This window comes from Microbacterium sp. NPDC096154 (assembly GCF_040302945.1).
Lineage (GTDB): Bacteria > Actinomycetota > Actinomycetes > Actinomycetales > Microbacteriaceae > Microbacterium.
The window spans coordinates 190,867-211,376 of record NZ_JBEOSM010000002.1 but is presented as its reverse complement, the minus strand read 5'-3'; the positions used below and the strand labels follow the sequence as shown (position 1 = coordinate 211,376).

The following is a 20,510-nucleotide window of genomic DNA, read 5'->3' as shown; positions in this document are numbered from 1 at the left end:
GCTCGTTGCAGCGGGTCCGACTCTGGCAATAGGCTGAAAGGCTCCGCCGTATCGCGGCACCTTCTTTCCCTTTCGAGGATCTCCCTTCGAGGATCATGACCAGTCCTGCCACGCGCCTGTCCACGCCCAAGGCGCTGCTGCGCCTGCTCGACTTCGCCCGCCCGGTGCTGCCGCGGCTGGCGCTCGGCGCGCTCAGCGCGCTGGTCGCTGCGGTCATCGCCCTGATGATCCCGATCGTGCTCGAGTGGGTGGTCGGCGGCCCGATCGCCTCGGGCGAGACGACCGCCGTCGTGTGGGGTGCCGTCGCAGTGCTCGGCCTCGGTCTGCTCGAGGCCGTGATGGTCTACCTGCGCCGGTGGCTGGTGCTCGCCCCCGCCACCTACGTCGAGTACGACATCCGCCGCACGTTCTACGACCGGCTTCAGCATCTGCCCGTGGCGTTCCATGACCGGTGGCAGTCGGGGCAGCTGCTCAGCCGCATGATGCAGGACATCAGCCTCATCCGCCGCTGGCTGGCGTTCGGCCTCATCCTGCTGGTCGTCAACGCTCTGACGGTGCTGATCGGCGCGGTGCTGCTGTTCCAGTGGCACTGGGCGCTCGCGCTCGTGTTCGTCGCCTCGGGCATCCCGCTGTGGATCCAGGGCTTCCTGTTCGAGCGCGAGTACGGCACGCTCACTCGCCTGAGCCAGGATCAGCAGGGCGATCTCGCGACGAGCGTCGAGGAGAGCGTGCACGGCATCCGCGTGCTCAAGGCGTTCGGTCGCGGTACGCACGCCCTGCGTCGCTTCACCCGCCAGGCCGAGACCCTGCGCGACACCGAGATGCGCAAGGCGGGCTCCATCGCCCGCGTCGACTTCTGGCTCGTCTTCATGCCGGAGCTGGCGTTCGCGGCGAGCCTCGTGATGGGCATCTGGCTCGCCTCGCTGGGACAGATCGGCGTGCACCAGCTGTTCGCCTACTTCGCGATGGCGACCATCCTGAGATGGCCGATCGAGTCCATCGGGTTCCTGTTCGCGTTCATGATGGACGCGCGCACCGCGACCGACCGGGTGTTCGAGGTGTTCGACGCCCACAACGCCATCACCGATCCCGAGCATCCCGTCGAGCTGGCCGACCCCCGGGGGCGGCTCACGTTCGAGGGGGTCCATTTCCGCTACCAGGACGCGGGCGCCGCGGAGCCGGATCTGCTCGACGGCATCGACCTGGACGTGCAGCCGGGCGAGACCATGGCGCTGGTCGGCCTCACCGGATCGGGCAAGACCACGCTCACCACGTTGCCGACGCGGCTCTACGACGTCACCGGGGGCCGCGTCGCGATCGACGGCGTCGACGTGCGCGAGCTGCGCCTGGTCGACCTGCGCCGGATCATCACGACGGCGTTCGAGGACGCCACGCTGTTCTCCGCGTCGGTGCGCGACAACGTGCTGCTCGGGCGCGACGACCTCGACCCCGGTTCGCCCGAGGCCCACGCCGTGCTGCGCGAGGCGCTCGCGGTGGCGCAGGCGGGCTTCGTCGACGATCTCCCGGACGGCGTCGACACCATGATCGGCGAAGAGGGGCTGTCGCTGTCGGGCGGTCAGCGCCAGCGCCTGGCGCTGGCTCGCGCGGTCGCCGCGCGGCCGGCCGTGATCGTGATGGACGACCCCCTGTCGGCCCTCGACGTCGACACGGAGGAACGCGTGCAGACCGAGCTGCGCCGCGTGCTCGCCGGCACCACGACCCTGATCGTGGCGCACCGCCCGTCGACGGTCGCGCTCGCGGATCGCGTCGCGCTGCTGGAGGGCGGCCGGATCACGGCGGTCGGCACGCACGCGGAGCTGATGGCGTCGTCATCGCACTACCGCTCGGTCATCTCCAGCTTCGAGCGCGAGGAAGCGGAGGAGCGGGCCTGGCGTGCCGACCTGAACCCCACGTCCGAGCTCGACATCATCAGCGCCAAGGGCGAGGAGGGCGCGCGATGAGTGCGACCGTGCACGGCACCGCGGGCGAGGATCGGTCCGACTACACGCGCGAGGAGAGCCGCGCCATCCGCCGGCGCTCGCTCACGCTGCTGCTGTCGCTGCTCGCGCCGCTCAAGGCGCAGGTCATCCTCGTCGCGATCGTGGTCGTCGCGCAGACCGCCGTGCGCGTGCTCGGGCCGGCTCTGCTCGGCATCGGCCTCAACACCGCACTTCCGGCGGTCACCCGTGAAGCCGACTGGGGGCCCACGTGGCTCGTCGGCGGCGCGTATGTCGCGACGGCCGTGGTCGGTGCGGCGTTGCTGGGCTGGTACGACATCCTGGCCGCCCGTGTCACGCAGAACGTGCTGCTCGACCTGCGCACGCGCGTCTTCCGGCACACGCAGCTCCTGAGCCTCGAGTTCCACGAGACGTACACGTCGGGACGCATCATCTCGCGGCAGACGAGCGACCTCGACACGATCCGCGAGCTGCTGAACGGCGGCCTGACGCAGCTGGTCAACGGCGTGCTGTACGGGGCGTTCACGTTCGTCGCGCTCATGATCGTCGACTGGCAGTCGGGCCTCGTGCTCGTGGTCGCGGGCGTGCCGCTCGCGCTGCTGATGCGCTGGTTCTACCGTGCCTCGCAGCGCACCTACCGCGATTCGCGGGTGATCAGTGCCAAGGTCATCGTGAAGTTCGTCGAGACCATGACGGGCATCCGGGCCGGCAAGGCCTTCCGCACCGAGCCGCGCAACGAGCAGGAGTTCGGCGGGCTCGCGCTGCAGTACCGCGATGTCAACATGCGCTCGATCCGGCTGTTCGGCCTGTTCGAGCCGGGCCTGATGTCCATCTCGGCGGTCTCGATCGGCATCGTGGTGCTGTGGGGCGGTGTGCGCATCACGTGGGGCGAGTTCTCGGTGGGCGCGCTGCTGGCCGCCGTGCTCTACGTGCGCAACTTCTTCACGCCGCTTCAGGAAGTGGCCATGTTCCTGAACTCGTTCCAGGCGGCCTCCGCGGCGCTCGAGAAGGTGTCGGGCGTGCTCGAGGAGGAGCCCACCGTGCCCGACCCCGCCAAGCCGGTCGAGCTGCCCGAAGCGCGCGGGCATGTGCGCTTCGACGACGTGACGTTCGCGTACGGCACGGGGCGGGTGGTCCTGCCCGAGTTCGCGCTCGACATCCCCGCCGGTCAGACTGTGGCGCTGGTCGGCACCACGGGGGCCGGCAAGTCGACGCTCGCCAAGCTCGTCTCGCGCTTCTACGACCCGAGCGAGGGCCGCGTGACGCTCGACGGCGTCGATCTGCGCCACCTGCACCCGAGGGACCTGCGCCGCGCGATCGTCATGGTCACGCAGGAGGCCTACCTGTTCAGCGGGACCGTGGCCGACAACATCGCGCTCGGCCGGCCCGACGCCACGTTCGACGAGATCGTCGCCGCGGCGCGTGCCGTGGGCGCTGACGCGTTCATCCAGACGCTTCCCGACGGCTACCACACCGACGTCAACAAGCGCGGTGGTCGCGTCTCGGCCGGCCAGCGGCAGCTGATCTCGTTCGCGCGCGCGTTCCTCGCGAACCCGGCCGTGCTGATCCTGGATGAGGCCACCGCGTCGCTCGACATCCCGTCGGAGCGGATGATCCAGGGAGCGCTGCAGACGCTGCTCGCCGACCGCACGGCCCTCATCATCGCCCACCGCCTGTCGACCGTCGCGATCGCCGACCGCGTGCTGGTGATGGAGCACGGCCGCATCATCGAGGACGGCGCCCCGGATGAGCTCATTGCCGGCTCGGGCAAGTTCGCCCAGCTGCACGCGGCGTGGAAGGACTCGCTCGTCTGAGACACGGCCGGGAAGGGGAGCCCGATCCCGCAAGATCACCGGAGGGGCCACGTCGAATCATCGGCGTGGCCCCTCCTCTCACCCTCACTGGCTGCGGTGGGTGTTCGGAACCCGTGGTCCGGCTCGTCATGGCGAACCCGAGGAGTCCTTCCCGGCGGTGGTACGCCTGGGAGCATGCCCGCCGTGCAGCACAAGAGCCCGGATCCGATGGATCCGGGCTCTTGTCAAGAGTGGGCGACGAGGTCTCGATGGGGGAGGGGGATTCGAGACCCCGCCGCCGGTATGATCTCGGCGCAGACGACGGTGGCCGCACCGACGAGTCGAAGCGTGTTCCCCCGTCGCTCGCGATCCTAGATACGGATCTCGGCGACTACCTCACCGTACTCCGTCTCGCCGACCGGTGTGAAGCCGACACGGAGGAAGAACGCCTCAGGGCCGCCCTCACCGGCCTCGTAGATCACCGTGAGGTGGTCGAGGCCACGACGGCGCACCTCATCGACCAGCCCCTCCACCATGAAGCGGCCGATGCCTCGACCCTGGTCGTCGGCATCCACGTTGATGCGGAGCAGGATCGAGCGGAAGTTCTCGTCGGGCGCGTCCTGGTCGAAGCTGGCGCTCACGAAGCCGACGACATCGGTGCCGTCGGCGCCGTCGACCGCGACGCGCTGCCACGAGGTGGACGGGTCGATCACGGTCGCGGCGATGCCATACGAGACCGGGGCCAGGAACTGCTCCTGGCCGGGCTTCAGCGACAGCGTGTTCACCGCGACGATCGTCGCGGCCGAGAGCTCGACCAGTTGCAGCGTCATACCGCCAGGCTAACGGCTCGTCACGACGGCCGCACCGACGGTCTTCCGGAACGCCCTGTCTCCGAAGTGTGACCGCAGGACGGAGGGGGCAGGGTCAGTCGTGCACCCAGACCTCGGTGCCCACCTGCGCGAAGCGGTACATGTGCTCGGCGGCCGCCTCGGTCATGTTGACGCAGCCGTGGCTCATGCGGGCCCCGGCGCCGAAGTTGCCGTGCCAGTAGGTGCCGTGGAAGCCCTGGTCGCCGTTGAAGTAGCTCACCCACTTCACGTTCGCGGTGCAGTAGTCGAACTTGCCGCCAGGAACGAAGTTGCCCTGCGCGTCGCACGAGCCCATGTGCTGGTGCGTGAGCTGGCCGTACACGGTGAAGTGCCCGGTCTGGGTCTCGTACCGACCGCCCGTGCCGAGCGCGATGGGGTACGAGGCGACGAGCTTCTCCTGGCCTGCGGCCGGGCCCTCGTACATGTAGGTCATGCCGGCGCTCTTGTCGACCTCGACGCGGCGGAACAGCAGCTGGGTCTCGTGCTTGACGACCTCGCCCTGCAGCTCGAACCGAAGATCGCCGGTCTTCAGCGACTCCGCGATCGCGCCCGCGACGCCGTCGGTGCTCGAGATGCCGAAGCCGTCCTGCCCCTCCTGGATCGTGCGCAGGTGGTCGCCCGCCGAGTTCGTGACGATCTGGGCGTCCACGACGTCCTGGTTGACCTTCTTGGGCAGGTCCTTGATGGACTCCTCGATGGCCCCCATGTCGGGGGTCACCACGAACTCCCCGGTGGTGGGGTCGGCCTGGATGTCCATCCACGTCTGGATCTCGGTCAGCGCCACGCCGTGCGCCCGCTGGTCCTCGAGATAGAAGCCCGCGGTCTTGGCCTGGTCGTTGAGCTCGGTCGCGAACGCCTCGGCCTCGTCGGTCGTCGCCGCCGCCTCGACCTCGGTCTGCTGCGGCTCGATCGAGGTCGTGCCCGAGGCGAGCCCCGCCGTGATGTCGGCGACGAGCGCATCGATGTCGACCCCCTGTCCCGGCTCGGCGGGAGTGGTCGTGAACCGGTCGGTCTTGTCGTCGAACACGACCTGGGCGTTCACGGAGTCGGTGTACAGCGCGGGCAGCGCCTCGCGCAGCGACTCGGCGGCCTTGTCGGCGTCGATCGTCACGGGGGCGGGAACCTCGCCCTGTCCCCATACCGTGAGGTTCCACGCGGGGAATGCGTCGAACGCGTCGTTCGCGATCGTCGTCGCGTCGACCGAGAGTCCGAGGTCGGCGCCCGTGAGCGTGGCATCGCCGATCGTGAACTCGGTGTCCGCGACGCGGGCCGCAATGGTCTCGGCGGCGACTCCGGGAGTCTGCAGGCCCACGGACGCGCCCGCGGCGGTGATACCCGGGGCGATCAGCACGAGCGACGCCGCGACGGCGCCTGCCGCCAGCAGTCCGGTGGGGATGCCGAGGCCGAGCCAGAGGCCGAGACGGCGCTTCTTGGGAGGGTCGACCTGCGCCCACTGCACCGCTGCCTCGGGTGCTGCGGCACCGGGCTCGATCACACTGGTCGCGGCGGTGCCGCTGCCGTCGTCGACGCCCTCAGGCCTGGTCGCCACGTCCGTCACGATTAACCCCCTGGATGACGGCTGTCTGCGTTTCCGGGTGTTGCTTCGCAGATGGCCGGTCAAGATAGGGTACGGCCGCAACCCCCCCATTCAGAGGGTGGGGCGGTTACGAAGTCACTACGATGCGCTGAGCATCGGCCCGGCGGCTCCCACGTCACGGGAATCGGCGGCGTTCTCGGCGGCCGGCCCCGCTCGCCAGGGGATCTCCGCACTGCGGTGGAAGGCGATGCCCGACTCTGTCCATCCGTCCGCCAGGCCGGCGATCCGCTCGCGGAAGGAGTGCCACGTGCGCTCGGGCGAGGCGGGGGACGACCAGGCCAGCTCGGCGGCCGACGCCACGCGGGGGAACATCATCGCGTCGATGTCGGCGAGGTCGCGGATGGTCTCGGTCCAGAGGCACGCCTCGATCCCCAGGATGGCGCTCTCGGCGACATCGGCGAGCACGTGCGCGGGCTCCCAGTCGTACGAGCGCGCGACGCTCGTGGGGCCGTCGGCCCAGGTCAGTCCGAGCGGAGTGTCGACGTCGTACTTCATGTCGAGATAGACGGCGTCGGCGGGCGACAGGATGATGCTCCCGCCCGCCGCGACGAACGCGCGCGCGCTGTCGTCGTGGCCGTCGCGCGGCACCCGGTATCCCCAGTACTGGCCCACGGCTCCGGAGGGGAGCTCGGCGGCGCCCGCCTCGTGCCATGCGACAGGTGTCTTGCCGGTCTCGGCGATGAGCTTCGCGGCGAGGGACACCATCCGGCGGTAGTCCTCGTGGGGGGTGCCGAGCGCCTCGTCGCCGCCGAAGTGCACGAACGGCCCCGGCGTGAGCTGCGCGAGCTCGCCGAACACGTCGCGCAGCAGCGGCTCGAGCCCCGGGGCGTCCGCGCGCAGCGACGAGAAGCCGACGGCCAGTCCCGTGTACGGCGCACCCGCCTGGGGCAGCCCGCCGCCGTACAGCTCGGCCACCTCGCGGACGGCATCGGTGATCGTCGGCTCGGACGCGAGCTCGGGGTGGCTGAGCGCGAGCGCGTGCGTGTGGCCGGGCAGGTCGATCTCGGGGATCACCGTGATGTGACGGGCGGCCGCGTAAGACACGATGCGGGCGTAGTCGTCGGGAGTGTAGAAGCCGCCCGGGTCGCCGCCGACCGAGGTGGCCGAAGCCGCTGCGGCCAGCTCCGGGTGGGAGCGCAGCTGCAGGCGCCAGCCGTGGTCGTCCGTGAGGTGCAGGTGCAGCGCGTTGAGCTTGAGCGACGCGGCGCGATCGATGACGGCCTCGACGGTGTCGACCGGATGGAAATGGCGGGCGACGTCGAGCATGAGCCCGCGGTGCGCGAACCGGGGGGAGTCGCGGATCGCCACGGCGGGCACGTGCGCGCTGCGATCCTCGACCCGGATGAGCTGTGCGAGCGTCTGCCGTGCGTAGAAGGCGCCCGCCGCGGCGGAGGCCTCGATGCGGACGCCCTCTGCCGTTACGTCGAGCGTGTAGCCCTCGGGGCCGTGGCCGTCGGCGCGGATCCAGGAACCCTCCGCGAGGTGCGCCGCGATCTGCTGACGTGTGCCTGAGGCGTCGGTGACCTGCAGCGGAGGCCCGTCGCTCGGCGCCACGGAAGAGGGCCAGGGGGTCAGGGCGAGAGGCATGGCAGGCACGCTAGCAGCGGTTGTCACGGTTTTGTAAACATCCCTTTCAAATCTGTTCATCCCTCTTGCGTCCGGCGTAGTTCGTAAGTACGACTTACAAACATGGATGCCGACGCCTCCCCCGCAGCCCCCTCGACGCAGGGGAGCGTCATGACCGCGCCCGGGGCTCGGCGTGCCACCCGGCTGAAGGTGCTGCCCGAGCACGCACGCGCCCACAACCGCTCGCTCGTGCTGGCGACGCTGTTCCACGACGGCGCCATGAGCCGAGCGGACCTCGCCCGCGCGACCGGGCTGACCCGCGTGACCACATCGGATCTCGTCGGCGAGCTGCTCGGCGACGGGCTGGTGGTCGAGCAGGGTGTCCGCCAGGGCGCGGGACCCGGAAAACCGGCCATCCTGGTCGACCTCGACCGCGAGGGACTGCAGGTCGTGGGGCTCGACCTCTCGGACAGCCGCGAGTATCGCGGCGCGGTGATCGACCTCACCGGCGCCGTGCTCGCACGGCGTGCCCTGCCGCGCCCGGCCGACGGGGAGGCCGAAGCCGCGCTCGCCGCCGTGCGGTCGCTCGCGACCGAGCTGCTGGGCGCCGCCACCCGTCGCGTGCTGGGCGTGGGCGTCGGCGCGCCCGGCGTGATCTCTCGCGACGGGGTGGTCGTGTCGTCGCCCAACCTGGGCTGGTTCGACCTTCCGCTGCAGCGCGAGCTGCGCGAACTGCTCGGCGTGCCCGTGCACGTCGCGAACGACGCCAACGTCGCGGCCCTCGCCGAGCACACGCTCGGGGGCGCGAGCGGCGACGTGCTCGTCGTCAAGGTCGGCCGGGGTGTGGGCGCCGGCGTCCTCACCCGCGGCGAGCTGACGCGCGGCAGCCGCGACGCGGCCGGCGAGATCGGCCATGTCACGGTCGGCACGGACGCGGGACCGCTGTGCGCCTGCGGCCGGCGCGGGTGCCTCGAGTCGTGGCTGTCGATCCGGTCGCTCGAAGAGCGCATCGCGCAGGGCGCCGACCGCGAGGCCGTGCTGCGTGACGCGGGCGAGCGCCTCGCGATCGCCATCGCGCCCGTCGTAGGCACGCTCGACCTGTCGGAGATCGTGCTCTCCGGCCCCGCAGACCACCTCGACGGCATCCTGCGCGACACGGCCGTCGACACGCTTCGCGCCCGCACGTTCCTTCACGACGACGTGCAGGTGCGGATGTCCGCCCAGGGAGACGACGTCGTGCTGCGAGGCGCGGTCGTGCTGATCCTCGACGGAGAACTCGGGGTCTCATAGGCGAGACCCCACGGGGCGATGCCGCCCCGGTGCCCAGACGCACCACCCACCCCACCCACCGAATACGCCCCACCGAACCCGAAGGACGCATCACATGATTTCGAAGGCAGGAACAGGCAAGAAGGCACTCGCGGGCGTCGGCCTGCTGGGCGCCGGCGCGATCGTGCTCGCCGGCTGCGCCGGCGGCGGCACTCCCAGCGGCGAGAGCGCGGCACCCGCCGCCGAGAGCGGCGAGCTCACGGTCTGGGTCGTCGGCACCGACACCCCCGACACGGCGCGCGAGTACCTCGTCGACACGTTCGAGTCGGAGAACGAGGGCTGGACCCTCAAGCTCGAGGAGAAGACCTGGGCCGACGTGTCCGAGACGTACGTCGCGGCACTGCAGTCGAACGACACGCCGGATGTCGTGGAGGTCGGCAACACGCAGGCCATCGGCTTCATCGACCAGGGCCTGTTCTCGGACCTCAGCGACATCCGCGGCGATCTCGGCGACCTCAACCCGGGCCTCGAGGAGGCGGGCACCTACGACGACACGTTCTATGCCGCGCCCTACTATGCGGGTGGTCGCGTGGTGTTCTACTCGCCGGAGATCGTCGACCCCGCGACCCTGCCCAAGACGCTCGAGGAGTACGTCGCGCAGGGCGTCGAGTACCGGACCGACGCGATGAGCGGCATCTACGCACCCGGCCGCGACTGGTACAACATGCTCCCGTACGTGTGGGCCTACGGCGGTGAGATCGCGGTGCAGGACGGCGAGTCGTGGGACGCCCAGTTCTCGAGCCCCGAGTCGCTGCAGGGCCTCGAGCTGCTGCAGAAGGTGTACACCGAGGCGACGAACGCCCCCGCGGACGGGCTCGAGACCGACGCGCACGTGCCCTTCTGCGCGGGGGAGACGGCGTTCCTGTCGGCTCCCGCGTGGATGCAGTGGTCGATCCTCGCGGAGCCCGACGCGGAGAACCCCGGCTGCCCCGACACCTACGGCAAGGACCTCGGCGCCTTCCCGCTGCCGGGCCTGAGCGAGGGCGAGACGGCTCCCATCTTCGCGGGCGGGTCGAACATCGGCGTCGCCGCGCTGTCGCCGAACCAGGAGATGGCGAAGGAGGTCGTGAAGATCATGCTCTCCAAGGGATACCAGGACCTCATGGCCGAGGGCGGGCTGACGCCCGCGCTGCTCGAGTCGGCCGAGTCGCTGCCCGACACCCCCGTCGCGCAGGCGCAGGCGGAGGCGCTGGCGAACTCCAAGGGCGTGCCCACCTCGCCCGACTGGGCTGAGGTCGAGTCGAGCCTGATCATCCAGGACTCGCTCGTGCGCATCGCGCAGGGCGAGGACGTGAAGGCGGTCGCCGAGAAGCTCGACGCCGAGATCGAGTCGATCCTCAACGGCTGAGGGATGTCGCGGGCGGGGAGCGATCCCCGCCCGCGGCACCTGACGATGGGAAACGCATGACAACCCTCGCCCCGCGCCTGTCCTGGGAGCAGCGCGAACGCAGACGTCGCCGGCGCGACGCGATCGCGTCGTGGACGCTGCTCGCGCCGTCGATCATCCTGATCCTGCTGATGGTCGGGTACCCCGCCGTGCAGATGATCTGGCAGTCGTTCACCGACTATCAGGTGCGCCATAAGATCCAGAAGACCGCGCCCGAGTTCGTGGGGCTCGACAACTACATCCGGATCATCACGCGCAGCGACTTCCCGGAGGTCGTCGCCCGGACGATCGGGATCATGCTGGTCACGACCGCGCTGATCATGGTGCTGGGCGTGCTGGTCGCGCTGCTGATGACCAAGATCGGCCGCGTCATGCGCATCACGCTGTCGGTGGGCCTGCTGCTGGCGTGGGCCATCCCACCGCTCACCGCGAGCGTCGTGTGGGGCTTCATCTTCGACACCCAGTACGGCGTCGTGAACTGGGCGCTGAACTCGATCACGGGCACACAGGCGTGGCACAACCACTCGTGGCTGCTGAACCCGTGGACGTTCTTCCTTGTGCTCACCATCATCGTCGTGTGGGGCGCGATCCCGTTCGTCGCGTTCACGACCTACGCCGCCCTGGGGCAGATCCCGCGCGAGACCATCGAAGCCGCCGAGATCGACGGCGCCGGAGGGTGGGCGCGCTGGTGGAGCGTCGTGTTCCCCGCCGTGCGTCCCGTGCTGGGCGGGCTGCTCATCCTGCAGATCATCTGGAACATGAAGCTGTTCACCCAGGTGTACGCCCTGCAGAGCCGCGGCGGCATCGCCGCCGACACCAACGTGCTTCCGGTCTACCTGTTCCGGCAGGGCATCGGCGAGTTCGGGGCCACCAGCGCGATCGGCATGCTCATCGTGCTGATCATGCTCGCGATCAGCTGGGTCAACCTGCGCCAGCTGCTGAAGGAGGACGAGTCGTGACGCTGCTCGCGCCCAAGGCGCCGCCCGTGATCACCGAGGCGGTCACGACGTCGACGCGCACCCTGCGCGCGCCCCGCGGCGCCGCCGCGCCCACCGGTGTGCGCACGCCGTGGATGAGGGCGCTGTTCAACGTGCTCGCCGCGATCGTGTTCGTGTGCGCCGTCTTCCCCGTGTATTGGATGGTGAACCTGTCGTTCACCCCCGGCGACCAGATCATCAGCCGTGACCAGTCGCTGCTGCCGCGTGAGCCCACGCTCATCAACTACGTCACCGCGTGGACCAGGCCCGCCGCCCCCGGGCAGACCGACTTCCCCAACGCGCTGCGCACCAGCCTGATCATCGTCGCGATCGTCGTGGTGTGCGCGCTGCTGTTCGCGTTCCTCGCGTCGATCGCGCTGGCCCGGTTCCGGTTCGTCGGGCGGCGCACCTTCATCGTCGGGATCCTGGTCGTGCAGATGATCCCGGGTGAGGGGATGATGTTCACGGTCTACAACCTGATCGACGACATGCACCTCATGAACACCCTGATCGGGCTCAGCCTCGTGCATATCGCCGCGGTCATCCCGTTCACGGTGTGGACCCTGCGCGGGTTCGTGGCGGGCGTGCCGGCCGAGCTGGAAGAGGCGGCGCAGATCGACGGCTGCTCGAAGCAGGGGGCGTTCTGGCGGGTCACCTTCCCGCTCCTGGCTCCGGGGCTCGTCTCGACCGGCATCTTCGCGTTCATGCAGTCGTGGAACGAGTTCACGATGGCGCTGCTGCTGATGAAAGACCAGAACCTGACGCTTCCCACGTGGCTGAACTCGTTCCAGTCGGCGACCGAGGCGACGAACTACGGCGCGGTCATGGCCGGATCGACCCTGATCTGCATCCCGGTGGTGGTCTTCTTCCTGATCGTGCAGGGGCGGATGACCGGCGGACTCGTGTCGGGAGCCGTCAAGGGATGAGCGACAAGGGCTCCGCCGTGCGCGTCGGCATCGACGTGGGCGGCACCAAGGCCGAAGCCGTGGCGATCGGCCCCTCCGGCGAGGTCCTCGCGCGCGCGCAGCGCTCGACCGTGCGGGGGCCGGATGGCGTGGTCGCCACCGTGCTCGGCGCGATCGAGGATCTCGGGGTCGGCCCGGTCGCGGTCGGCATCGGCATCCCGGGGCAGATCGTCGGAGGGCATGTCCGCAACGCGGTCAACCTCGATGTCGCCGAGCTGGATCTGGCCGGAGCGGTCGGACGGGCGCTCGGGCTGCCCGTGCATGTGGAGAACGATGTCAATGCCGCCGCGTTCGGCGCGTACGCGGCACGAGCGGCCGCCCGCCCCGAAGCGGCGACCGAGGCTCTGGCGTACCTCAACCTCGGCACGGGCATCGCCGCCGGCATCGTGCTCGACGGCGCGGTCTGGCAGGGGGCGGGCGGCACGGCGGGAGAGGTCGGGCACGTCTCGATCGACCCGGGCGGCCCCGTCTGCCCGTGCGGTCAGCGCGGCTGCATCGAGACGCTCGCGGGCGGCGGCGCGGTGGCACGGCGGTGGGCGCGCGGCGGCGCGCTTCCCGTGCGCGAGGTGTTCGACGCGGCGGACGCCGGCGAGGAGGAGGCGCTCGCGCTGCGCGCCGACGTGGGGCGCGGCGTCGCGGCCGCCGTGCGCGTTCTCGTGCTGGCGGCGGATCCGGCCGTCGTGGTCATCGGCGGCGGCGTCGCGCGCCTCGGCGAGCGGCTGCTCGCCGTCACGCGCGACGAGCTGCGCACGTCGTCGCGGCGATCGGCGTTCCTGCGGTCGCTGCGGTTGGACGAGCGCATCGAGCTGCTGCCGGCCGACGTTCCCGCCGGGGCCCTCGGGGCCGCGTTGGGCGCCCCGGTGCTGCATCGGACCGAGGCGGTGGAGCTGCATGGCTGAGGTGGTGATCGTTCCCGACCGGGCGGCGGCCGGTGCGCTCGTCGCCGACGAGATCGCGGCTCTCGTCGCCCGGCGCCCCGACGCGGTGCTCGGACTCGCGACCGGCTCGACCCCGCTGCCTGTGTACGCGGCACTGCGAGCGCGCCTCGCCGACTCCGACGTCTCGCAGGTGAGGGGCTTCGCCCTCGACGAGTACGTGGGGCTCGACCCGGCTCATCCCGAGAGCTACCGCTCGGTCATCGCGCGCGAGGTGGTCGGGCCGCTGGGGCTCGACCCGCAGCGCATCCGGGTTCCCGACGGCACGCTCGACGGCATCCAGCACCATGGGTCCGACTATGAGCGGGCGATCGCCGACGCGGGGGGAGTGGACCTGCAGCTCCTCGGCATCGGCACGGACGGGCACATCGGGTTCAACGAGCCGGGGTCGTCGTTCGCGTCGCGCACGCGCGTGAAGACGCTCACGGAGCAGACCCGGCGAGACAACGCGCGGTTCTTCGACTCGATCGACGACGTGCCGCGGCACTGCATCACGCAGGGGCTGGCGACGATCCTCGAGGCGCGGCACCTGGTGCTGCTCGCGTTCGGCGAGGGCAAGGCCGAGGCGGTCGCCGGCGCCGTCGAGGGGCCCGTCACGGCCTCGCTGCCGGGTTCGGCTATCCAGCTGCACCCGCGCGTGACCGTGGTGGTCGACGAAGCCGCCGCCTCGCGCCTGCGATACGCCGAGTACTACCGCTACGCCTGGGCGAACAAGCCCGAGTGGCAGGGGCTGTAGGGAAGCGCTTCGGGGGCGAGGCCGGTCGGGTTGACGGCTTCGATGGGCCGCCTAGTCGTCGAAGACCTTGCCCGGGTTGAGGAGACCCTGCGGATCGAAGACACGGGCGATGTCGCGCTGCAGCCGCCACTGGTCGTCGCCGAGCTCATCGGCCAGCCACCGGCGCTTGAGCAGGCCGATGCCGTGCTCGCCCGTGAGGGTGCCGCCCAGCCGCACGGCCGCGCGGAACATGTCGTCCGCGGCGTCCCAGATCACCTGCGGCACCTCGTCGCCCTGGAACACGAAGTTGGGATGCAGGTTGCCGTCGCCGGCGTGCGCGATCGTCGGGATCGAGACGCCGTGCTCGCGCTCGACCCGCGCGATCTCGTCGAACATCGCGGCCATCTGCGAGCGCGGCACCGCGACATCCTCGATCAGCGCGTTGCCGAGCGACTCCATGGCGGGGTGCATCGCGCGCCTGATGGCCAGCAGCCGCTCGCCCTCCTCGCGGTCGTAGGTGAGCGTGACCGTGCCGCCCGCAGAGCGCAGCACCTCGGCGATCGCGTCGGCCTCGGCCATGGCCGCGGGGCCGTCGGTCTGGATCGTGAGCTGCGAGGCGCCCGGCGTCGGCGCGGGAAAGGTCAGCAGGGCGTGGACGGCGGCCAGGCTCGGCGCATCCATCAGCTCCATGATCGACGGCTGGATGCCCGCGGCCGTGACGGCCGAGGAAGCCGCCGCCGCGTCGCGCACCGTCGGGAACGTGGCCGCGATCGTGCAGACGTCGCCCGGGGTGAGGCGTCGCAGCTTCAGCGTCGCGCCGACGATCACACCGAGAGTGCCCTCGGAGCCGATCATGAGCGACGTCAGGTCGAGGCCCGTGACGCCCTTGACGCTGCGGTGACCCATGCGGATCAGGCGGCCGTCGGCCAGCACGACGTCCAGGCCCAGCACCGCGTCTCGCACGACACCGTACTTGGCGCACAGCAGCCCGCCCGCGCCCGTGGCGATGTTTCCGCCGACGGTCGAGATGGCGCGGGAGGCCGGATCGGGTGCCCACCACAGGCCGTACCGGGCCAGGTGGTCGTTCAGCTCGGCGTTGATGATGCCCGGCTCGACAACCGCCAGCAGGTCGTCGGGCGAGACCTCGCGGATGCGCGTCATCCGGCGCACCGACAGCGCGATCTCACCGCCGCCGGCGTTGGCCGCACCGGCGAGGCCAGTACCGGCGCCGCGCGTGACGACGGGCGTGCCCGTGGCGCTCGCGATGCGCAGGGTCGCCTGCACGTGCTCGACCGTCTCGGCGTGCACGACCGCGAGCGGCGGGGCGGAAGCCCGATGGCCCGACTTGTCGGCACGCGCCGCGTCGAGCGTCGCGGCACTCGTGTCGACGAGGTCGCCGAGCTCGGCGCGCAGCAGGTCGAGGACGTCGGACACGGCTCAGGCTGCCAGGTTGCGGCGGCCGACCGCGACGCCCACGGCGACGCTGACCACGCCGATCGCCAGACCGATCCACGGCTGCCCGAGCGCCCACCAGGCCAGGGTGGCCGACAGGAAGATCAGCAGCTCGACGATCACCCGCACGAACGGGTGCACCGCGAAGACCGCCTTGGGCGAGACGAACAGCGCCCAGAGCAGGATGGCCAGGGCCGGCGCGCCGAGGCCGAACACGACGTTCCACGGCAGCGGCCAGGCGAGGAAGCCCCACAGCGCGAGACTGCCGATCGCGACCAGCTCGGTCAGGAACCGCAGCACATCGAGCGCGGAGAGGCGGGGCGCACGCACGCCGGGAACGTCTTCGGGCATGCCTTCCAGTCTACGGCGGGCCGCTCGCCGCCTTTCGTCCGCTCGCCGCCCCGCTCAGCGGCTCGGACGAGATGACCCCGTCCGGCCGAGGACGGTGCGCTCCCGGCCGGACGGGGTGGCTTCACGCGCCGCGGTCGGCGCCGGGCTCCGCTTCGTCGACGTCGTTCGGCGCACCGCCGCCCGACACGATCTGGGTCGCCAGCTGCTCGATCTGCTCGACGTCGGCGCTGATGCCCGCGTCGGTGAGGCGACGCTCGAGCACGTCCTGCACCTCCGCCTCGGCGAGGCGGTCGGTGCCGAGATCGCCCTGCATCTGCACGATGATGCCCTGCACCTGCTGACTGACGGTGGTGTCGTTCAGGTCCTGACGCGTGCCGGTCTGCAGGCCGTTGCCGCCCGGGCCGATCGCATCGGGAACGCCGGGCACGTTGGGGTCGTCGTTGCCGTGCTGGCTGGGCGCGTCGTTCACGGCCTGCGGGTCGGATCCCGGCTCGGCCGCGGCGTTGCTGCGCGACGGCTCGTAGCCGCCCGGCTCGACCGTCTGGCCGCCCGACTGCGCGTCGGAGCCGGATGCCGGTCCCACGCCCGCGATGTCGTTCTGGCTGGAGCGCTCGACGCCGGGCTCGCCCGATCCCTCGATCTTCACGTTGTCGACCGGGCCCGAGTCGGCCCCCTCGCCGCCCGGGGGCACGGCTCCCGCACCCGCCGTCGCGTTGCCCCGCTCGGCCGCGTCGAGGTCGCTGCCCGACGTGTCCTGCCCGTCCGAGGTGCTCGCGAAGGTGCCCGCCGTCTGCTCGGCGCGTGCGTCGGCCGACGGCACCATCGACTCCAGGCCGCCGCCATCCTGTCCCGTCCCCGAGGGCGTGGTCTCGGTGTCCAGCGAGCTCTCGCCGGTCGCGCCGGGAGAGCCGAGGTCATCCGGGTCGACCGCGGGACGGAAGTCATCGGCGGGGCGCGGCATGGTGTCGACGTTGTCGCCGTCGTAGATCACGTCGCCCGGTCCGGGCGCGAGCCCGGCCTCGCGATCGCTCGACGTGGTGCCGACATCGTCCAGACCCTCGTCGAGCATCTCGTCCTCGAGGCGCACCGAACCGCCCTCGTCGACACCCTGCTGCTGCGGCATGTCCTCCGGTGCGAGGTCGCCCTGGCCGTCCTCGCCGAGCTCGGCGTCGAGGGGATCGGTGCCCTGGGTCTCGGGGTCTTCGTACATGCCGCTCATGTCCGCCTCCTGTGTCGGGATCAACTTCGCACCCATCGTGCGCCGGATGGAGGCGGCACCTGAACGGGGTTGACGCGGCGCACGCCCACGCCTAGTGAGCGGGTGCTCGTCACGCGGTACCTGGGGGTTCTCGGGGTGTCAACCCCCTGGGGTGTTGCCCGCCTCGCGGCCACACTGGACCCACGGAGGTGGTGAGTCACCATGAATACCATTCACCAGCTCGAGCTCGTCCCCCTCACCGAGGGGGCCTGGCGCGTGTGCGATCGCAGCGTGGCGACGTGCGACGCGGCCAGCGTGATCGCCTATGTCGAGCAGTTGCCGACGGACGAGAGCGAAGAGCCGAGCTACGAGGCCGTGTGGGTCTTCGGGACCCGCGGCATCACGCACCACACGACGATCGAGAGCGTGTTGAGCATGGCCGCCAGCCTGCGGGCGGCGGCCGCCTCGAGCGGGGCGGCGAAGCCCAAGCCCATCGCGCACTTCCCGCCGGGCGGCAAGCGCCCGCTCACGCCTCTCGCCGGATGAGCCGGATGGGAGCGCCCGCGGGACCCCGGTCGTCGAGCGAGGGAGACACGTGACCGAGTCGACAACGCCTCAGGTTCCCGCGCGTCCGCGCTCTGTCTGGCAGGCGACATCCCCCTCGATCCCCGTGGACGAGGCGGTTCCCGCGCGTGCCGACATCGTGGTCGTCGGGGCGGGGCTCGCAGGCCTCGCCACGGCGGCCATGCTGGCGCGCGCCGGCCGCTCGGTCGCCGTGCTCGAGGCGCGCGAGGTCGGAGCCGTCGCGACGGGCAACACCACCGCGAAGCTCAGTCTGCTGCAGGGGTCGGTGTTCTCGGGCATCCGCTCGCACGCGGGCGAACAGGCGCTCGAAGCGTACGTCGCGGCGAACCACGCCGGGCAGGACTGGGTGCGCGCGGAGCTCGTGGGCGATCCGGACGCGCTCGAGCAGCGGCCCGCGGTCACGTACGCCACGACGCCGCAGGGTGTGCGGGGCCTGGAGCAGGAGGCCGAGGCGCTCGCGGCGGTGGGCCTCGACGTCGACGTGCTCGAGCAGGGGCAGGACGTCGGCCTTCCCTACCCCGTGGCGCGCGCGCTGCGCATGCGCGACCAGTGGCAGATCCATCCGCTGCGGCTGCTCGCGAAGCTCGCGGCCGACATCCGGGACCGCGGCGGTGTGGTCGTGACCGGATGTCGCGTGCTGGGCGCTGACGTGGAGGACGACGGCGTGGTCGTGAAGACCTCGCGTGGGTCGATCCTGGGCGACCGGGTGGTGGTGACGAGCGGATCGCCCGTGATCGACCGGGCGGCGTTCTTCGCCCGGTTGAAGCCGTCCCGGTCGCTCGTCGGGGCGTATCGCGTGCCGGGCGAGATCCCGCACGGGATGTACGTGTCGCTCGACCCCGAGGCGCGATCGCTGCGCACGGCGCGCGACGCCCACGGGCGCGAGCTGCTCGTGGTGGGCGGCTCGGGCTTCGAGGTGGGCCGCGAGCGCGACACCGACCGGCTGCTGGGCGAGATCGACCAGTGGACGCGCGCGAAGTTCCCCGGCGCCGAGCGCGTGACCTGGTGGGCCGCGCAGGACTACCGCACCCTGTCGCGCGTGCCGTTCGCCGGCGCGATGCCCGGCTCGCACGAGCGCATCCATGTCGCCACGGGCTTCAACAAGTGGGGCATGACCAACGCCGCCGCGGCCGCGCTGACCATCTGCGGCGATCTGCTCGGCCAGCCGGTGCCCTGGGCGGACGCCCTGCGTGCGCCGCACCTCAACGTGCGCGACGGCGCCGACTTCGTGACCACGAACGCGGGGGTGGCCGCGTCGGCGGTGCAGGGCATCGTTCGCGCGGTGGTGGGCTCGGGCACGATCGACGAGGGCGACGGGCATGTGGTGCGCGACGGCCTGCATCCGGTCGCGGAGGCGCAGGTCGACGGCCGGGTGTGCCGGGTGTCGGCGATCTGCACCCACATGCACGGCATCCTCGAGTGGAACCGCGCGGAGCAGTCGTGGGACTGCCCGCTGCACGGCTCGCGCTTCGCGCCCGACGGGGAGGTGCTCGAGGGGCCCGCCGTGCGGGACCTCAAGCCGGCTGAGTGAGGCGCGCGGGCAGAGCGCCCCTCGTGCGCTGAAGGAGCGAAGCGACTCGAGAGTGCTCAGGCCTCGCTGGATGCGGACCCGGTCTCGGCCTCGTTCTCGGTCTCGACCACGCGCTTGAGCGCCTCGAGCCCCTTCTCGAACTCCGGCCCCATGAACTTCTCCATGGGCATCATGAGCCGGGTCACGAGCCCCATGAACCCCTTGTGCTCGCCGTGCATGGTCCACGTGACGGTGCTCGCGGCGCCGCCGTGCGGCGTGATGGCGAACACGTGCCGGGTCTCGTTCTTGAAGGGCCGGACGAACTCCGTGTCGATGTGCACCTGGCACGACGTCACGTCGGTGATGGTCATCGACCCCTCACCGGCCTTGGCATTGCCCGACCACTCGTACACCGCGCCCGTGCCCTCCGCGGCGCCGGTGTAGACGCGCCGCAGCGCGGGATCGGCCCCCTCGAACGGCGACCACTTCATCCACTCCGGGAACCGCGCGATGTAGGGGAACACCTGATCGGGCAGAGCGTCGATCACGACGGACCGGCTCACGGTGTACGAGGCCACGGATCCTCCAGTGGGTCGCGGGCAGGATGGCCGCCCGAAACGCTAGCACCGCCGCGGCCTCGGCGTGAGGGGGAGGCCCCAGCCGGGGGAGCGCGCTATGGTCGCGCTCGTGGCCCCGCACGCAGCTCCGCGATTCTCGATGCCCAAGGCGGTCAGGATCACCGGCAGGTCCTCGAGCATCACCAATTCCTTCGTGAACGGGATCATCCCCGTCATCCCACCCACGACGGATGAGATTGATGAGGCGCTCGCGATCCTCGGTATGGACGATGCGGTTGTCTGCGCGTACTGCGGGGATCGCGCGACCGAGTGGGACCATCTGCGGCCTCTCGTCGTCGCGCAGAAGCCGACGGGTTACATCTCCGAGATCCACAACCTCGTGCCCGCCTGCGGCAAGTGCAACCAGAGCAAGGGCAACAAGCCCTGGCAAGCGTGGATGCGCGGTCCCGCCCCTCTGTCACCCGCCACCCGGGGTGTCGCGGATATCGAGGGGCGGATCGAGCGGCTCATCCGATTCGAGAACTGGGGCGAGCCGACGAAGGTGGACTTCGCCGAGGTCGTCGGCGACGAGCTGTGGGAGAAGCACTGGCAGAACCATCGGGCGATCCTGGAGTTGATGCGGGAAGCCGAGCAGACCGTGGAGTTGATGCGGGCTCGCATTGCGGCGAGCCGCGGTCCGATCCAGCCTCCGCCGGTCGGGGGCGCGCCGACCGGGGCTGACTGAGGCAGGCACAGGCCGCGTTCG

General features: G+C 71.0%; 18 protein-coding genes. 11 read left to right on the top strand and 7 right to left on the bottom strand.

The features are described from left to right. Positions 1–95 precede the first annotated feature (95 nt). On the top strand, positions 96–1,961 hold the full coding sequence (locus ABTW64_RS03485; RefSeq protein ID WP_350619236.1) for an ABC transporter ATP-binding protein: 1,866 nt from the start codon (positions 96–98) through the stop codon (positions 1,959–1,961). Further along, the gene (locus ABTW64_RS03480) at positions 1,958–3,772 is read left to right on the top strand and encodes an ABC transporter ATP-binding protein (RefSeq protein WP_350619234.1); all 1,815 of its coding nucleotides are present in this window, start codon (positions 1,958–1,960) and stop codon (positions 3,770–3,772) included. Before ABTW64_RS03485 ends, ABTW64_RS03480 begins: the two co-directional genes overlap by 4 nt. Positions 3,773–4,122: 350 nt before the next feature. Here ABTW64_RS03480 and ABTW64_RS03475 read toward each other — a convergent pair whose 3' ends face one another. The 3 genes from ABTW64_RS03475 to ABTW64_RS03465 form a co-directional block, all read right to left on the bottom strand. After that, positions 4,123–4,581, bottom strand: a complete 459-nt coding sequence (locus ABTW64_RS03475; protein ID WP_350619232.1) for a GNAT family N-acetyltransferase — start codon at positions 4,579–4,581, stop codon at positions 4,123–4,125. Between the two features lie 94 nt (positions 4,582–4,675). Continuing rightward, positions 4,676–6,169, bottom strand: coding sequence for a L,D-transpeptidase family protein (locus tag ABTW64_RS03470; protein ID WP_350619230.1), 1,494 nt, complete (start codon positions 6,167–6,169; stop codon positions 4,676–4,678). A 126-nt stretch (positions 6,170–6,295) separates the two neighbouring features. Continuing rightward, positions 6,296–7,804, bottom strand: a complete 1,509-nt coding sequence (locus tag ABTW64_RS03465) for a beta-N-acetylhexosaminidase (RefSeq protein WP_350619228.1) — start codon at positions 7,802–7,804, stop codon at positions 6,296–6,298. Between the two features lie 150 nt (positions 7,805–7,954). Between ABTW64_RS03465 and ABTW64_RS03460 the strand changes: the two genes are divergently transcribed. The 6 genes from ABTW64_RS03460 to ABTW64_RS03435 all read left to right on the top strand — a co-directional run bounded on the left by ABTW64_RS03460 (position 7,955) and on the right by ABTW64_RS03435 (position 14,112). Continuing rightward, on the top strand, positions 7,955–9,073 hold the full coding sequence (locus ABTW64_RS03460; protein WP_350619226.1) for an ROK family transcriptional regulator: 1,119 nt from the start codon (positions 7,955–7,957) through the stop codon (positions 9,071–9,073). A 94-nt stretch (positions 9,074–9,167) separates the two neighbouring features. Then, positions 9,168–10,460: a sugar ABC transporter substrate-binding protein gene (locus tag ABTW64_RS03455; protein WP_350619224.1), complete on the top strand. Its 1,293-nt coding sequence runs from the start codon at positions 9,168–9,170 to the stop codon at positions 10,458–10,460. 56 nt (positions 10,461–10,516) lie between these two features. Beyond that, the gene (locus tag ABTW64_RS03450; protein WP_350619222.1) at positions 10,517–11,458 is read left to right on the top strand and encodes a carbohydrate ABC transporter permease; all 942 of its coding nucleotides are present in this window, start codon (positions 10,517–10,519) and stop codon (positions 11,456–11,458) included. A gap of 113 nt (positions 11,459–11,571) precedes the next feature. Then, entirely contained in the window at positions 11,572–12,402 is an 831-nt protein-coding gene (locus tag ABTW64_RS03445; protein ID WP_502892302.1) for a carbohydrate ABC transporter permease, read from the top strand. Beyond that, complete coding sequence (locus tag ABTW64_RS03440; protein ID WP_350619218.1) at positions 12,399–13,340, top strand: ROK family protein; 942 nt, start codon at positions 12,399–12,401, stop codon at positions 13,338–13,340. The genes ABTW64_RS03445 and ABTW64_RS03440 overlap by 4 nt, the downstream gene beginning before the upstream one ends. Beyond that, entirely contained in the window at positions 13,333–14,112 is a 780-nt protein-coding gene (locus ABTW64_RS03435) for a glucosamine-6-phosphate deaminase (protein ID WP_350619216.1), read from the top strand. Before ABTW64_RS03440 ends, ABTW64_RS03435 begins: the two co-directional genes overlap by 8 nt. 51 nt (positions 14,113–14,163) lie before the next feature. Here ABTW64_RS03435 and ABTW64_RS03430 read toward each other — a convergent pair whose 3' ends face one another. The 3 genes from ABTW64_RS03430 to ABTW64_RS03420 all read right to left on the bottom strand — a co-directional run bounded on the left by ABTW64_RS03430 (position 14,164) and on the right by ABTW64_RS03420 (position 17,113). Further along, positions 14,164–15,525, bottom strand: coding sequence for an FAD-binding oxidoreductase (locus ABTW64_RS03430; RefSeq protein ID WP_350619214.1), 1,362 nt, complete (start codon positions 15,523–15,525; stop codon positions 14,164–14,166). A 3-nt stretch (positions 15,526–15,528) separates the two neighbouring features. Continuing rightward, positions 15,529–15,894, bottom strand: a complete 366-nt coding sequence (locus ABTW64_RS03425; protein WP_350619212.1) for a YrdB family protein — start codon at positions 15,892–15,894, stop codon at positions 15,529–15,531. A 121-nt stretch (positions 15,895–16,015) separates the two neighbouring features. After that, complete coding sequence (locus ABTW64_RS03420) at positions 16,016–17,113, bottom strand: hypothetical protein (protein ID WP_350619210.1); 1,098 nt, start codon at positions 17,111–17,113, stop codon at positions 16,016–16,018. A gap of 201 nt (positions 17,114–17,314) precedes the next feature. Here ABTW64_RS03420 and ABTW64_RS03415 point away from each other — a divergent pair, with 201 nt between their 5' ends. Further along, positions 17,315–17,638, top strand: coding sequence for a hypothetical protein (locus ABTW64_RS03415; protein WP_350619208.1), 324 nt, complete (start codon positions 17,315–17,317; stop codon positions 17,636–17,638). A 49-nt stretch (positions 17,639–17,687) separates the two neighbouring features. Beyond that, positions 17,688–19,208 carry an FAD-dependent oxidoreductase gene (locus ABTW64_RS03410; protein WP_350619206.1) on the top strand — a complete coding sequence of 507 codons (1,521 nt, stop codon included), beginning with the start codon at positions 17,688–17,690 and terminating at the stop codon, positions 19,206–19,208. Positions 19,209–19,264: 56 nt separating this feature from the next. Here the strand turns inward: ABTW64_RS03410 and ABTW64_RS03405 are convergent, their stop codons facing one another. Beyond that, positions 19,265–19,765: an SRPBCC family protein gene (locus tag ABTW64_RS03405; protein WP_350619204.1), complete on the bottom strand. Its 501-nt coding sequence runs from the start codon at positions 19,763–19,765 to the stop codon at positions 19,265–19,267. A gap of 97 nt (positions 19,766–19,862) precedes the next feature. Here ABTW64_RS03405 and ABTW64_RS03400 point away from each other — a divergent pair, with 97 nt between their 5' ends. Continuing rightward, complete coding sequence (locus tag ABTW64_RS03400) at positions 19,863–20,489, top strand: HNH endonuclease signature motif containing protein (RefSeq protein WP_350619202.1); 627 nt, start codon at positions 19,863–19,865, stop codon at positions 20,487–20,489. Positions 20,490–20,510 lie beyond the last annotated feature (21 nt).

Bases quoted from the DNA above. Each gene is read 5' to 3' on its own strand.
- ABTW64_RS03485 (WP_350619236.1), top strand. From the start codon at position 96: ATGACCAGTCCTGCCACGCGCCTGTCCACGCCCAAGGCGCTGCTGCGC.
- ABTW64_RS03480 (WP_350619234.1), top strand. From the start codon at position 1,958: ATGAGTGCGACCGTGCACGGCACCGCGGGCGAGGATCGGTCCGACTAC.
- ABTW64_RS03475 (WP_350619232.1), bottom strand. From the start codon at position 4,581: ATGACGCTGCAACTGGTCGAGCTCTCGGCCGCGACGATCGTCGCGGTG.
- ABTW64_RS03465 (WP_350619228.1), bottom strand. From the start codon at position 7,804: ATGCCTCTCGCCCTGACCCCCTGGCCCTCTTCCGTGGCGCCGAGCGAC.
- ABTW64_RS03460 (WP_350619226.1), top strand. From the start codon at position 7,955: ATGACCGCGCCCGGGGCTCGGCGTGCCACCCGGCTGAAGGTGCTGCCC.
- ABTW64_RS03455 (WP_350619224.1), top strand. From the start codon at position 9,168: ATGATTTCGAAGGCAGGAACAGGCAAGAAGGCACTCGCGGGCGTCGGC.
- ABTW64_RS03450 (WP_350619222.1), top strand. From the start codon at position 10,517: ATGACAACCCTCGCCCCGCGCCTGTCCTGGGAGCAGCGCGAACGCAGA.
- ABTW64_RS03445 (WP_502892302.1), top strand. From the start codon at position 11,572: ATGAGGGCGCTGTTCAACGTGCTCGCCGCGATCGTGTTCGTGTGCGCC.
- ABTW64_RS03440 (WP_350619218.1), top strand. From the start codon at position 12,399: ATGAGCGACAAGGGCTCCGCCGTGCGCGTCGGCATCGACGTGGGCGGC.
- ABTW64_RS03435 (WP_350619216.1), top strand. From the start codon at position 13,333: ATGGCTGAGGTGGTGATCGTTCCCGACCGGGCGGCGGCCGGTGCGCTC.
- ABTW64_RS03425 (WP_350619212.1), bottom strand. From the start codon at position 15,894: ATGCCCGAAGACGTTCCCGGCGTGCGTGCGCCCCGCCTCTCCGCGCTC.
- ABTW64_RS03420 (WP_350619210.1), bottom strand. From the start codon at position 17,113: ATGAGCGGCATGTACGAAGACCCCGAGACCCAGGGCACCGATCCCCTC.
- ABTW64_RS03415 (WP_350619208.1), top strand. From the start codon at position 17,315: ATGAATACCATTCACCAGCTCGAGCTCGTCCCCCTCACCGAGGGGGCC.
- ABTW64_RS03400 (WP_350619202.1), top strand. From the start codon at position 19,863: ATGGTCGCGCTCGTGGCCCCGCACGCAGCTCCGCGATTCTCGATGCCC.